Source organism: Rhodoferax antarcticus ANT.BR, from assembly GCF_001938565.1.
Lineage (GTDB): Bacteria > Pseudomonadota > Gammaproteobacteria > Burkholderiales > Burkholderiaceae_C > Rhodoferax > Rhodoferax antarcticus.
In genome coordinates this window covers 104,032-116,967 of the sequence record NZ_MSYM01000017.1, presented here as the reverse complement: position 1 = coordinate 116,967, position 12,936 = coordinate 104,032, and the positions used below count along the sequence as shown (strand labels likewise).

The following is a 12,936-nucleotide window of genomic DNA, read 5'->3' as shown; positions in this document are numbered from 1 at the left end:
GCATGGCCTGGTTGGGTTTCGAGCGACAGGTGGCCATGCGCTTTTTGCGCGAAGGGCGCATGCAGACCCTGCTCATCATCGTTGGCGTGGCCGCCGGTGTGGCGGTGATCGCTTACGTCGCCACACTGATCGACGGCCTACAGGCCAACACATTGAACAAGACGCTGGGCGCTCAGCCCCATATCTCCATCCGCGCGCCAGATGATGCGGTGATACCGGCCGCGCTGCGCGAGCCAGGTGTGACCATGTTGTCAGAGGTGCAGGTGCGCGCCAAGCGCTTGCGCACGGTGGCCAACTGGCAGGCGCTGCTGCCAGTGCTAGAGCGCCTGCCCGGCGTGGCCGCGGTTTCGCCGATGGCGGCTGGCTCTGGCCTGGGGCTGCGTGGCGAAGCCAGCCAGGCGATCTCGCTGCTCGGGGTTGACCTGGAGCGCTACGAGCGCATCGTCGGCCTTCGCAACAAGGTGGTCAGCGGCACGGCGCGGCTAGCGCCGGGCGAGGCCATCGTGGGACGCGATCTGGCGGCTGATCTCGGGCTACGGGTGGGCGACCGGCTGCGACTGCAGACCACCGGATCGACTGAGGCGGTGCGGGTGACCGCGCTGGTGGATTTGGGTGTGAAAGAGCTGAATCGGCGCACCGTGATCGTGCCGTTGCGCAGCGCGCAAAATTTGCTTGGTCTGCCTGGGGGCGTGACCAATGTGGACCTGACCGTGCGTGACGTGTGGGCCGCGCAGGCCATGGCTGATCAGTTGCGGCGCGAGCTGCCCTACCAGTTTGAGACCTGGCAGGAGAGCAACGCGCAGTTGGTCTCGGCACTCAATGCGCAGTCCGTCAGCACCGGTCTTATTCGTGCGGTGGTGCTGGTGGTGGTGGTGCTGGGCATTGCCAGCGTGTTGGTGGTTTCGGTGGTGCAGAAGCAGCGCGAGATTGGTATTCTGCGGGCCATGGGCGCTACCCGTGCGCAGGTGTTGCGTGTGTTTTTGGTGCAGGGCGCGGTGGTTGGCGCTTTAGGCTCGGTGCTGGGCGTGTTTCTGGCCTGGGTCATGGTGGAACTGTTCACCCGCTTTGTGCGCGGCCCGGATGGTCTGCCGCTGTTTGATATCTCGCTGGCGCCCGCGCTGGCACTGCAAGTGGCGGCGGTGGCCACGGTCTGTGGCGTCATCGCCGCGATCGCACCGGCGCGCCGGGCCGCGAAGATGGATCCGGCACAAGCGATCCGAATTTGATGCTCATGAGCGCCCAACCGCTGATTCAACTCCATCAGGTCCGCAAAACCTACAACCCTGGCCTACCCAACGAGGCCGAGGTCTTGCATGGTATCGATCTGCAGTTGAATGCGGGTGAGTTCATTGCGTTGATGGGACCCTCGGGCTCGGGCAAGAGCACGCTGCTCAACATCGTCGGCCTGCTGGAGCGCATGAGTGCGGGCAGCTACCACCTGCAAGGCGAGGAAATGGTGGGCCTAGACGACGGTGGGCTGACGCTGCGCCGACGCAAGTTGCTCGGCTTTGTGTTTCAGTTTCACCATCTGCTACCGGCCTTCACCGCGCTGGAGAACGTCACCCTGCCAGCCCTGATGGCCGAGGGCCGGGTGAGCACGGCGCAGCGCGAGCGCGCCAGGGAACTGCTCGATGCGGTGGGGCTATCGGCTGCGCTGGACAAGCGGCCCTCGGAGCTCTCAGGCGGCATGCAGCAGCGGGTGGCGATTGCGCGCGCGCTGGTGATGAACCCACCGCTGGTGCTGGCTGATGAGCCCACCGGCAACCTCGACAGCGCTTCGTCCGACGAAGTGTTTGTGTTGCTGCGGCGCATGCACGCCGAGCGAGGCACCTCGTTTGTGGTGGTCACCCACGACCCGCGCCTGGGTGCGCGGTGTGACCGGTTGGTGGAACTGATCGATGGCCAGACTGCGCGCGACGAGGCGGTGGTCCGGGCCGATGGGGCGCTTGGCCCGAGTGAACCGCTACGCCGCTGATTACTTTGCCATCGAACAATGTCCGCCGCTCGTGGCTTTGCCCGAGCCGGCCGCAACCAGCGGCGGCTCGTTACGCAAATCCACCGGAGCGGATGCTAAAAAGTCCCAGGCCAGGAAGGCCAGCAGCACAAGCCAGAAGACGGCTTTGAGAGGTTGGGTAGTGGTCATAGCGGTCTGCTGTCAAAACCCATAGCAGCGGCGTAGGCGCACACCCACCATGGTGCCACCAAAGGCTAGCGGCACCCAGATCCAGCCGTGCAGGCTGCCGGTAGAAATACCGCTGAGCATGGCGCCCACGTTGCAGCCAAACGCCAGTCGCGAGCTGTAGCCCAAGACAAATCCGGCCACCAGCCCAATCGCCCACTGCTGCGAACTAAGTGGCTGGCTGACCGAGGGCGCCTTGGCCGACACCCACAGCGCCCCGGCCAAAATGCCAATGCTGGTAATGGTGGTGACATCCATCAACACGGTTTGCGTCAGGCGCAGCGCGTTGCCGCTTTGACTCCAAAAGGCGTTGACCGTCGGGTCAAACGCACCCAGCGCCACCGAAACCTTGGCAGCCCACAGGCCAAAGCCATACACCACGCCCCAAGGCTGGCCAGCCAGCAGCAGATTGAGCGTCGCCAGCACTGCCAGCGCCATCGCACCCCACAGCCAGCGCTTTTCAAGCCACTGCCGCCCCGCGCCTACCCATGCGCGCACGGCGATCAGTGCCAGCGCCAGCAAAGTCAACGTCAGCGCCAACGCGCCACCGGTACCCAACTGTTCAGACAGGCTGACGGGTTCGATCTGGCCCAGTGTGAGCCAGCTGTCTAAATGCGCCGAGCCCAAAAAACTACCTAGCGCAAACAGCGGCAAGATGCCCATGTTGAGCGGCACGCCCAAGCCTGCCTTGTACAGCGTGCCCGAGCCACAGCCGTCGGCAATTTGCATCGTCATGCCAAAGAGGAATGCGCCCACCAACAGGCTCACGCTTGGTGGCCCTAGCGCCGCCTGCAACTCAGAAAACTGCCCCAGCAGCGGCAACGCGGCCAGGCTGGCCAGCGCCAGCAGCATGATCTGCCCGGTCACGCCGCGCGGGTCGCGTTGCTCGATAAGCTCGCGCCAGCCGGTGGTAAAGCCAAAACGCGCGCCCGCCAGCGCCGCGCCCATGCCCACGCCCACCAGCAACAGCACCGCTTGGCGCACCGAAACCGACATTACAAGAAAGATGAAAAAGGCCGCCACCAGGGCCGCCAGAGGCAATCGCTTCATGGAGTTAGTTGAAGGTTTTGGCGATCCAGAGCTTCGCGTCCATCATCAACTGCGCGGTACGGCTGGGTTGATTTGCAATCGGCAGGCCGTTGGGGTCTTGCGACCACGCCGCCATTGAGCCAGGGTAGAGCTTGACCTTCGGCTGGCCCAGCACCTCAGACAGGGCAAACCAATTGGTCGCGGCCCAGTGGCCAGTGTTGCAGAAAGATACCGTCTCTTTGGCGCTATGGATCGGGCTGGATGCCGCGATCTGTTTGGCCTGATCGGTGCCCACAAAGATGGCGCTGCCGGGGACAAACCATTTGTCGTGCTGCAGGTTGACCGCAGCAGGCAGCGTGCCCGCCACCCGGGCGGCGGGAGCGCGGGTTTCGCCGTTAAAGAAGGCTGCAGGTCGGGCGTCAATCAGCAACGCGTCTTTGGCTTTCACATGCTGCGCCACTTCGTCGGTGCTGGCGATCAGCGACGCGTCCAGTTGCGGCTGATAGTTGCTTGCGGCAATTTTGACGGCTTGGTTGTTCTGTGGCAGTTGGGCGTTAGACCAGGCCTTGACGCCGCCGTTCAGCACCGACAGCTCTTTCAGGCCCAGTACCTTCAGCGTCCAGTAGACGCGGGCGCTGGCACCAAAATCAGTCGCATCAGCCCCACTGGAGACCACCACCGCATGCGTGGCGGGGCTGAGGCCCAGGCTTTGCACCAGCGTGGTCAGCTTGGGCAAGGTCGGCAGTTCGCCCGGGTTGCTGGCTGGCCCGCGCCACTGGCCGTAGGGTGCATTGATTGCGCCAGGGATGTGCCCAACGGCATACGCCTTTGCGTCGCGAATGTCGATTACCCGCACATTCGGGTCAATCAGGCGGATCTGCAGCTCTTTGGGTGTCAGCAACGGTTGGGCAGCAAATGCAATGGGGGTCGTGGCAACGATGATCAGGCCCAGGCTCAGGGCGGTCATCAGGGTTTTAAAGCGTTGCATCATGGCTCCAGATAAACAAAGGAGGCGATTTTGAACAGCCGCTTCAGATATGGGAACGATTTTCTTGTCAGATGCTTATATCGAAAATGATCAAAGGCGGGGCCAGCCGTGACGGATGCCAGGCGAACTGCGCCGCTTTGTCCCGAATCCAAAACCGCCAAATGCGCATTGACACCCGCTCAATGATCTGAAGCATTTAATCAAAAATAATAGCTGCTACCGCTTATTCTATAAGGGCTAGAGGCCAAAAAAGCTTGTAATTGTTGCATCTACACTCATCACACCTTCGACCTGCAGCACACCAACACCATGCAAGCTCTGCTTAACACCATCGCCCAGATGCCGCTACACACCGATGCCCAGCGTATTTTTCACGGGCGTGGGGGTCTGCACCCGGGCTGCGAGCAGTGGGCGCTGGACGCGTATCCGCCCGTTTTCTTACTCACCAGCTTTGCCCCCGCTACCGACGAGCAACTGGCCACTATCAGTGCCGCTTTGCAGGCCCGGTGGGCACAGATAGCGCCGGGCAGCGAGCCGCTGAACTGGGTGTTCCAGCATCGGGGCGGCACCTTGGGCACAGAGGGTCGCAGCGACACGCGACTGATGGCCGGCAGCGTGCCTGAGTCGCATGTGGTGGCAGAGCAGGGCGCCCGCTACCGTGTGCATGTGCTGCGCGGGCAAAACCACGGTCTGTTTCTTGACATGGCCGAGGGTCGGCGCTGGGTGCGCGACCACGTGGCGGCGCACCGTGATGATCGCTACAGCTTCAAAGTGCTCAACCTGTTTGCCTACACCTGTGCGTTTTCAGTGGTGGCGCTGCAGGCGGGTGCCAAGAGTGTGGTCAACATGGACATGAGCCATGGGGCAATCGCGATTGGGCAGCACAACCACCAACTCAACGGCATCACCACCGGCACCAGTTTTTTGGCGCACGACATCTTTAGCAGCTGGGGCAAACTCAACCGCAATGGCCCTTATAGCTTGGTGATTGTGGACCCACCCAGCTACCAAAAAGGAAGTTTTGTCGCCATCAAGGACTACGCCCGGCTGATGCGCCGCCTGCCCGATTTGCTGGCACCGGGCGGTCATGTGCTGCTGTGCCTGAACGCGCCCGAACTGGGAATGGCCTTTTTGCAAGACCAGATGCAGGCCAGTGCCCCTGAGCTGCGCTTTATAGAACGCGTGGCCAACCCGGGCGCATTTGCCGATGTGGATGACCAGCGCGCGCTCAAGGTACTTGTCTATCGCTTGCCCGAGTGACTTTCTTGGCTGGTAGCTGCGGTGGGGCTTTGCAATGTCCTGGGCCCAGCACCGGCTTCGCAAATGCGCGAACAATCACCGCTTGATATTTCAAGAGCATTCCAATACCCGACGACGACCGCTGCTGTGGCACGGACACCTGCTTCATCGATGCGCAGTGCCGCGGTTGTTTTGGCCAGGTGTGGGTTGGCCATCCAAGGTGTCGCATCACCGTCAACCCATATCAGGCTGCCACTTCATTACCCGCCACTTCGCCTGCTGCTAATGCACCCGACACGGACACCCCATGAACGCCATCAGCCAAACCCTGCTCAACGACGACATCACCCAGCGCTGCGTGGTGGACAGCCGCACGCTGCCATGGCAGCCCTCACCATCAGCCCCGGTGCACCAGCGCCTGCTGAAGCGCAACGGCGGCGAGGTTGCGCGCGCCACATCCATCGTGCGGTATGAGGCAGCCGCCAGCTTTGACCATCATCCCCACGAGCTGGGCGAGCAAATTTTGGTACTGGAAGGCACGCTAAGCGATGAGCACGGCGACTACCCGGCAGGCACTTACCTGCAAAATCCGCCCGGCTCGGGCCATGCGCCTTATTCCACCGACGGCTGTACGTTGTTTGTCAAACTGCGCTACCTCGACCCGGCAGACACCGAGCGCGTGGTGATCAACACCCGCACGGCGCACTGGCACCAGGGTTTGGTGCCAGGCCTGAAGGTGTTGCCGATCAGCGCGTTTGGTACCCGCAACACCGCCATGGTGCGCTGGGCGCCCGAGACCTATTTCAATCCTCACCGGCACTACGGCGGCGAAGAAATCCTAGTGGTGGAGGGCGTGTTCTCTGACGAGCACGGGCATTACCCGGCTGGCAGCTGGCTGCGCAGCCCGCACATGAGTCAGCATCAGCCTTTCAGCGTAGAGGGCTGTCTGATCATGGTCACCACCGGACATTTACTGCGCGCATGAGCGCCTCATTGGTTACCACTTCTGCACACCAATGCTACAACAATGGTCCCTGTCCCCAGAGCCTGACAGCCCAGAGCACCACAACCCAGAGCATCACAACCCACGCTACTTGACGTGACTGAATCCCAATGCGCGCTGGTTGGCTACCAGGAACGGCTGATGCCTGTCCTGCACGAAGGCTAGACCTCTTTAGCCGATGCTCTGCCCGTGGCAGATATCACCTGCACACTGGACGTGATTCTGTGGGGCACCGCGCAAAACCTCGCCCGCCGGGGCGGCAACGACCCAGCGCTGCGCACCCTGTTTTAGAAACCACTGGCCAAGATGCACTTCAACGCGACCAAAGAGCGTACCGAGCTACACCGGCCCTAAAGATCGGCAGATTTAAACCTTGGCGCCGCTAAAGACAGGCCGCAGCACGGGACCGACGATGGTCGGCATGAAGGCGACAAGGAAGACGATCCAGCCGGCACACCACAGTGTTGCCGAGAGTGCCACTGGGTTGTCCAGCCAGCCGTAGAGAAAGTGCGAGGTGACGCGCGTCCAGGCACCCAGCCAGACCAGCGCATAGGCCAGCGGTAAAAGCGGCCCCGCGCGCAATCTGCTGTCGTCGCGACGGGCTGCGGCGCGCGACGCCACCGCCAGCACCATGCCCGACATCGCGCCCATGGTCAGCGCGTGCGCCGCGTCGGCTTCAGGCCAGAAGCTCGGCGCTAGGCGCGAGACGCCGACAATCAACAAACCTGCCACCAGCGAGTAGAAGGTGGTGTGCATCATCACCAGCAGCCCATTGCCGCCGATTGCAGATGAGCGCCAGCCGGTCAGGCGCCAGCCCTGGACGACACCGGCAATGATCAGCGCCCAGCCGCTGGCGACCTCGGCGCCAGCCAGCGTCAGCACCAGCGCGATATACAGCGTCACCAGCCCCAGGCGATTGGCCAAGCGGTTTTCAAGCGGCGGCACCACCGTCGAGCCCGTCTGGCGCAGCCAGTTGGCGGTGAACGCCGGGATCATGCCGCCAGCGATGACGGCCACCTTCATGGCAAAAAACATCACCGCCGCGCGCTTGAGTGCCACGACGTCCAGCGCCCAGCCTTCGCGCGCGGCGATCACCAGCAGCGCGTCGAGGACGCCCAGCGCCAGGATCGCGCCCGGAAAACCCAGTTTGTTCCAGACCCGTTTGGCGACGATATCGCGAAGCAGTAGCGCCGTCACCATGCCGAAGTACAGCGCACCCGGGGCCAGCAGCAACAGCAGCGGTAACGTCTGTGCATCCAGCATCACCCCACGCGCGGCGACCCAGAAGGCTACCAGCAGCATCAGCGGCCGGCCAGCGAGTATGGGGCGCGCGGTCCAACTCGTTACCGCGGTCAGAAAATAGGCGGCGACTGACGCGCCGCCGAAGCCGAAGATCATCTCGTGCACGTGCCACAGCGTCGGCGTGCCCAATTGCGGCATGCCGATCTGCGGCCACCACCACCAGCCCCACTGCCACCAGAACAGCGCGCCCAGCGCCCACAGCCCGGCCATCAGAAAAAGCGGCCGATGCGGGGCTTGCCAAAGGTCGGCCAGACGCGGCGGTTGCAAACGGGAGACGGCGGAATCTGACATCGGCGGTTATTGCGGCCGCAAGGCGTGCGGGTTGGGGTAAAGGTCGGAACCGCGGAAAACAGCGGTTCTGTCGCGGCGGTGCCCGGCTCAGGAGCCAAAGGTGTGGGGCATCGGCAGGAGCCAGGATTTTACGAGGGGCGCAGTGCCCAGTGCCCGGTGCCCGCCCAGCGCCACCGGAGTCAGGTTCAGCGTTGTCAGCGGCAGGTAGAAAGGTGCGGCCAGGCGCAGCTAGACCTTGGCCGCCGTTGCTTAGGGGATTGGCGTGCGCCCCATCACTTTCAATCGTAAAAATTTTACGTCAGCGCTTCTTCTGGTTTGCGACCACTGCAAAAACACCTGCCATTCCAGATGGGCGATAAGTTTAAGATCGAGCTCGTCAGTCCACGCGGACAGAGGTCACCAGCACCACAGAAAATACTTCAATAGTGCGGATCCAGGGGCCTAAGGTAATCCCGTAGTCGGAGAAAAATTGGGTCAGTAAAGTTGTCGGCATTCGATCTGATGGTCTGTGCCAGCGCCGCAGTTTCACCGCTATCAGGGCTTTCTCGCATTTCGCCAAGCGTCTGAGCACCACACGCACCCACTGGGATGATGCGGCTTTCTATGCGGTGCAGAAACCAGCCAAGGTCTACATCTGCTGTTTGGCCTGAGCATGGCTGCCCTGACCGCCAATCAAATCGCAGCCTTTGATATTGCCGGTTCGGTCCAATCGGTGTGTGAGCTAGGCCTGATCGGGCTGCTGACGGGCAACACCTCGAATCTGGGGTTGCAAGCCCAAACCGGCAGAATGTATCCAATATTCCGCCAAGGGCTTAAAGCGTGCACTGGGAGCTGTCGCCAACATCTGTTTTTCGACGCTGACCGCAGTAGGCCGCGAAGGCCCCTTCTGATACACGCAAATCTTTGTGCGCAAAACCATGTCGGATAGCCTCACTGGTCGTAAACCTGGTTCTTAAGGTTTCTCGACTATGAATGTCGGCGGGTGATACAGCTGCGTGCCCTATTTCGCGCGTGGGGCAGTTCAAAGCCAGACTTTTGGTGAACTGGACAAATTCCGCCGGTTTGGGCTTGGAACCCCTTAACCATGTTTTCCGTTCCATAGCTCCCTAAACCCCAAACATGCGCTATCCAAAGTGTTGGGCGATGTCAAGGGAAAAAGCGCGATACAACTGACCCGCTAGTACAGCGTGCGCAACAAGGGAAAGAGTATTTGCTTTTTAGCCTAAGCGGGACAAAGGCCTTTAGCTATGCTGGGCATAGCACCACTGGGTCAGCGAATGGCAGGGTCGCTCACCCGCATGACTAGCGGTGTGGGCTCGTCGTCCAAAGCCAGCACGCGGCGCGCACCGTTGAAGCGCTTTTTCCAGTAGGCCCCGCTCAGGCTTTCAATGCGCACTCCAGCGCCCGACCGGGGGGCGTGGACAAACTTCCCGTCACCAATATAAATACCCACATGGCTAAAGGCGCGGCGCATGGTGTTGAAAAACACAAGATCGCCAGGTTGCAAGTCGTTGCGGGCAACTTTTTTAGTACTGGCAGCTTGTTGTGCGGCAACCCTCGGCAAAACCAAGCCAAGCGAGTCTTGGTAAACCGTTTTTACCAAGCCACTGCAATCAAATCCGGTTTCTGCGGAAGTGCCACCGCGCCGGTACGGTACGCCCAAAAAGCCCATTGCCGCGGAGACCAACTCGGTGGCTTGGGTCCCAACGGCCCGGCCGACATCTTGCACTTGCTGCAAACCGGGGATGTTGATCAGCGGCTGACTCGTCTCTTCAGGTGCTGCAACTGGCGCCGCATGCGCCACGCTGGCAAAGAGTACGCTGAGAACGAGTGGCAAAAAACGCATGAGAGAGAGCATAGCAGCAAAATTGCATTTGTGAGAATGTTTTTATGCTTAAAGTGACTTATTGAAATAACTTGTAACGCGTTGATTATAAACATTAATGTTAAACTTTTTTTGAAGTTTCTGTGTCAGATTGAAAAAATTGTCTGTTCATGCCGGCGCAGACATTCGCGTCGGGATGGCCTGGGGTTTAATACCTGGTCTGCAGTGTTTCTTGAAAGATGCCCATGTTGCTAGAAGCTGATACGTCCCAACTCGTACTGGTCGATTACCAAGCGCGGCTCATGCCCGCTATTTTCGAGGCGCCTCTGGTGCTGGCCAATGCCGTTAGGCTGGCGAAGATGGCGCGGCTGCTCAACGTGCCGGTGATCGGCACCGAGCAAAATCCCTCCAAGCTGGGTGAAAACGCACCCGAAGTCAGAGCCTTGTGCCAGCGCACCCTGGCCAAGATGCATTTCGGTGGGGTTGAAGAAGGTTTAGGCGAGTGGTTGCGCCCGCCAGTCAAGCCGCCTGCAGGCAATGCGCGAAGCCTGCCAAAACACCTACAAAAGCCGTCCAATACACCCTCAGAGCGCAACACCATTGTGATTGCCGGTTGCGAGGCGCATGTGTGCCTGCTGCAAACGGCATTGCAGTTGCTGGAAGACGAGTTTGACGTCTGGGTTGTCACCGATGCCTGCAGTTCACGCACGGAGCGCAACCGCGACGCCGCTTTTGACCGACTGGCCGGGGCGGGCGCCGAACTGGTGACCACGGAGATGGTGGCTTTTGAGTGGCTGCGCTCTGCCGAACATCCACAGTTCAAAGCGGTTCTACCATTGATCAAATAAGGCTCTAGCCCTTACTGGTAAAGCGCTGATAGCTATGAAATAATGACTTGATGAGAAGCACTTTTGTTCGATAGCAGAGTGCCGCCCGCCAGGGTCTTGAAAGATGTTCGTTCATAATTATGAATTCAGTTCAGCCACCCTTTAACGGAGAAAAAAATGACCAGTTACGCCGAATTCCACCAACGCTCCCTGACAGACCGCGATGCATTTTGGGGGGAGCAGGCGCAACTGGTGGACTGGAAGGTGCCCCCGCAACAGATTTGTGATTACAGCAATCCGCCCTTTGCCAAATGGTTTGTGGGTGGCACCACCAACCTGTGCCATAACGCGGTAGACAGGCATCTGGCATCCCGCTCGGATCAGGCTGCGCTGATTTTTGTCTCGACCGAAACCAATCAGGAAAAAGTATTTTCCTTCAAAGAGTTGCACGCAGAAGTTCAACGAATGGCTGCAGTGTTGAAAGACCTCGGCGTGCAAAAGGGAGACCGGGTACTGATCTACATGCCGATGATTCCCGAGGCCGCGTTTGCCATGCTGGCCTGCACCCGCATCGGTGCGATTCACTCGGTGGTCTTTGGCGGTTTTGCATCGGGTTCGCTGGCTTCGCGTATTGAAGATGCAGAACCCAAGGTGGTGGTGAGCGCGGATGCCGGTTCGCGCGGTAGCAAGCCGGTGCCCTACAAGCCCTTGCTGGATGAGGCGCTGCGCTTGTCCAAGTACAAGCCTGAAGCCGTTTTGCTGGTCGATCGTGGCTTGTCCCCGATGGATCTGGTGGCCGGACGTGACCACCTGTGGGCTGCGTTGCGTGACAAACACCTCGACACCGTGGTCGATTGCGAGTGGGTGGACGCCACCCACCCAAGCTACACGCTGTACACCAGCGGCACCACCGGCAAACCCAAAGGCGTGCAGCGCGATACCGGCGGTTACTGCGTGGCGCTGGCGGCCAGTATGAAATACATCTACGCCGGCAATCCTGGTGAAACCTACTTCTCCACCAGCGACATCGGCTGGGTGGTGGGCCACAGTTACATCATTTATGGCCCGCTGATCTCCGGCATGGCGACCATCATGTACGAAGGACTACCCACCCGCCCGGATGGTGGCATCTGGTGGAGCCTGGTCGAGAAATACAAGGTGACAGTGATGTTCAGCGCGCCTACAGCGGTGCGCGTGCTCAAGAAACAAGACCCAGCGCTGCTTACCAAATACGACTTGTCCAGCTTGCGAGCCCTATTTTTGGCTGGCGAGCCGCTGGACGAGCCCACCGCGCAGTGGATCAGCGCCGGTTTGGGCAAGCCCATCATCGACAACTATTGGCAGACCGAAACCGGCTGGCCGATTTTGTCGCTGTGCAACGGGGTTGAAGAGGCAGTGACCAAGTTTGGCTCACCTGGCAAAGCGGTGTATGGCTATGACGTCAAATTGCTTGACGACCAGACTGGCGAAGAACTCACCGCCCCAAATCAAAAGGGCGTGATTGCTGTCGAAGGCCCGTTGCCTCCGGGCTGCATGCAAACCGTTTGGCGCGATGACGAGCGTTTTGTCAACACCTACTGGAAGAGTGTGCCCGGCCGGCTGATTTACAGCACCTTTGACTGGGGTATTCGCGATCCCGATGGCTACTTCTTCATTTTGGGCCGCACCGACGACGTGATCAATGTGGCTGGCCACCGCCTGGGCACGCGTGAGATCGAAGAGAGCATTGCCGCCCACCCGAACATCGCCGAGGTGGCGGTGGTAGGCGTGGCTGACCAGCTCAAGGGCCAGGTGGCCATGGCTTTTGCGGTGCTGAAAAACCCGGACCTGGTGACCGATGATGCCAGTGCCAAGGCCCTGGAGGCCGAGGTCTTCAAAATGGTCGACCGTGACTTGGGCGCTGTCGCGCGCCCGGCACGCGTGCGTTTTGTCAGCGTGCTGCCGAAAACTCGCAGCGGCAAGTGCCTGCGTCGTGCGATCGTTGCCGTGTGTGAGGGTCGCGACCCAGGTGACCTGACCACCATGGACGACCCGGCAGCGCTGCAGCAAATCAAGGACCTGGTCACCGCCTGATTTGAGGAAAATCAAGATTTTGTAAGTTTGGTGCCACCCTCGCGGTGGCACAATCACTTTTCGCACAGGCCCTTCCAACGCCACAGTCGCATCCGCCAAACGGTCAAGCCGTGACGCGGGAGGTTAACTAATCCTAGCTTTAACCAGCTAAAGCTCCCTGAAGGGGAGTGAAAGTCAGCG

The 12,936-nt window shown here is 60.5% G+C and carries 11 protein-coding genes; 6 read left to right on the top strand and 5 right to left on the bottom strand.

Features of this window, described 5'->3' with window-relative positions:
• Positions 1 to 2 precede the first annotated feature (2 nt).
• Together BLL52_RS15455 and BLL52_RS15450 are read left to right on the top strand one after the other, a co-directional pair.
• Positions 3 to 1,226 (top strand): ABC transporter permease, encoded by a 1,224-nt coding sequence (locus tag BLL52_RS15455; RefSeq protein WP_075587556.1) that lies wholly within the window; start codon positions 3 to 5, stop codon positions 1,224 to 1,226.
• A gap of 5 nt (positions 1,227 to 1,231) precedes the next feature.
• On the top strand, positions 1,232 to 1,975 hold the full coding sequence (locus tag BLL52_RS15450) for an ABC transporter ATP-binding protein (protein ID WP_139313416.1): 744 nt from the start codon (positions 1,232 to 1,234) through the stop codon (positions 1,973 to 1,975).
• Here BLL52_RS15450 and BLL52_RS21080 read toward each other — a convergent pair whose 3' ends face one another.
• From BLL52_RS21080 to BLL52_RS15440, 3 genes are read right to left on the bottom strand one after another with little or no spacing between them, the layout of a single operon-like run.
• Positions 1,976 to 2,143: a hypothetical protein gene (locus BLL52_RS21080; RefSeq protein WP_173861779.1), complete on the bottom strand. Its 168-nt coding sequence runs from the start codon at positions 2,141 to 2,143 to the stop codon at positions 1,976 to 1,978.
• 12 nt (positions 2,144 to 2,155) lie between these two features.
• Positions 2,156 to 3,229 (bottom strand): YeeE/YedE thiosulfate transporter family protein, encoded by a 1,074-nt coding sequence (locus BLL52_RS15445; protein ID WP_075587554.1) that lies wholly within the window; start codon positions 3,227 to 3,229, stop codon positions 2,156 to 2,158.
• Positions 3,230 to 3,233: 4 nt separating this feature from the next.
• Positions 3,234 to 4,199, bottom strand: coding sequence for a sulfurtransferase (locus BLL52_RS15440; RefSeq protein ID WP_420852631.1), 966 nt, complete (start codon positions 4,197 to 4,199; stop codon positions 3,234 to 3,236).
• Between the two features lie 306 nt (positions 4,200 to 4,505).
• Here BLL52_RS15440 and BLL52_RS15435 point away from each other — a divergent pair, with 306 nt between their 5' ends.
• A complete protein-coding gene (locus BLL52_RS15435) occupies positions 4,506 to 5,456 on the top strand; it encodes a class I SAM-dependent methyltransferase (RefSeq protein ID WP_075587553.1) in 951 nt (316 codons plus the stop codon).
• Positions 5,457 to 5,742: 286 nt separating this feature from the next.
• Positions 5,743 to 6,420 (top strand): cupin domain-containing protein, encoded by a 678-nt coding sequence (locus tag BLL52_RS15430; RefSeq protein ID WP_075587552.1) that lies wholly within the window; start codon positions 5,743 to 5,745, stop codon positions 6,418 to 6,420.
• 384 nt (positions 6,421 to 6,804) lie between these two features.
• On the opposite strand, the gene BLL52_RS15425 is transcribed toward BLL52_RS15430, so the two are convergent.
• On the bottom strand, positions 6,805 to 8,031 hold the full coding sequence (locus tag BLL52_RS15425) for an NnrS family protein (RefSeq protein WP_075587551.1): 1,227 nt from the start codon (positions 8,029 to 8,031) through the stop codon (positions 6,805 to 6,807).
• 1,270 nt (positions 8,032 to 9,301) lie between these two features.
• Complete coding sequence (locus BLL52_RS15420; protein ID WP_139313415.1) at positions 9,302 to 9,877, bottom strand: C40 family peptidase; 576 nt, start codon at positions 9,875 to 9,877, stop codon at positions 9,302 to 9,304.
• A 224-nt stretch (positions 9,878 to 10,101) separates the two neighbouring features.
• Here BLL52_RS15420 and BLL52_RS15415 point away from each other — a divergent pair, with 224 nt between their 5' ends.
• Both BLL52_RS15415 and BLL52_RS15410 read left to right on the top strand, forming a co-directional pair.
• Entirely contained in the window at positions 10,102 to 10,704 is a 603-nt protein-coding gene (locus tag BLL52_RS15415) for an isochorismatase family protein (protein ID WP_075587697.1), read from the top strand.
• A 156-nt stretch (positions 10,705 to 10,860) separates the two neighbouring features.
• Entirely contained in the window at positions 10,861 to 12,756 is a 1,896-nt protein-coding gene (locus BLL52_RS15410; protein ID WP_075587549.1) for a propionate--CoA ligase, read from the top strand.
• Positions 12,757 to 12,936: the final 180 nt, after the last annotated feature.

What these genes read in the sequence shown, in the direction of transcription:
- BLL52_RS15455 (WP_075587556.1), top strand. Translation starts at nt 3, where the DNA reads ATGGCCTGGTTGGGTTTCGAGCGACAGGTGGCCATGCGCTTTTTGCGC.
- BLL52_RS15450 (WP_139313416.1), top strand. Translation starts at nt 1,232, where the DNA reads ATGAGCGCCCAACCGCTGATTCAACTCCATCAGGTCCGCAAAACCTAC.
- BLL52_RS21080 (WP_173861779.1), bottom strand. Translation starts at nt 2,143, where the DNA reads ATGACCACTACCCAACCTCTCAAAGCCGTCTTCTGGCTTGTGCTGCTG.
- BLL52_RS15445 (WP_075587554.1), bottom strand. Translation starts at nt 3,229, where the DNA reads ATGAAGCGATTGCCTCTGGCGGCCCTGGTGGCGGCCTTTTTCATCTTT.
- BLL52_RS15440 (WP_420852631.1), bottom strand. Translation starts at nt 4,199, where the DNA reads ATGATGCAACGCTTTAAAACCCTGATGACCGCCCTGAGCCTGGGCCTG.
- BLL52_RS15435 (WP_075587553.1), top strand. Translation starts at nt 4,506, where the DNA reads ATGCAAGCTCTGCTTAACACCATCGCCCAGATGCCGCTACACACCGAT.
- BLL52_RS15430 (WP_075587552.1), top strand. Translation starts at nt 5,743, where the DNA reads ATGAACGCCATCAGCCAAACCCTGCTCAACGACGACATCACCCAGCGC.
- BLL52_RS15425 (WP_075587551.1), bottom strand. Translation starts at nt 8,031, where the DNA reads ATGTCAGATTCCGCCGTCTCCCGTTTGCAACCGCCGCGTCTGGCCGAC.
- BLL52_RS15420 (WP_139313415.1), bottom strand. Translation starts at nt 9,877, where the DNA reads ATGCGTTTTTTGCCACTCGTTCTCAGCGTACTCTTTGCCAGCGTGGCG.
- BLL52_RS15415 (WP_075587697.1), top strand. Translation starts at nt 10,102, where the DNA reads ATGTTGCTAGAAGCTGATACGTCCCAACTCGTACTGGTCGATTACCAA.
- BLL52_RS15410 (WP_075587549.1), top strand. Translation starts at nt 10,861, where the DNA reads ATGACCAGTTACGCCGAATTCCACCAACGCTCCCTGACAGACCGCGAT.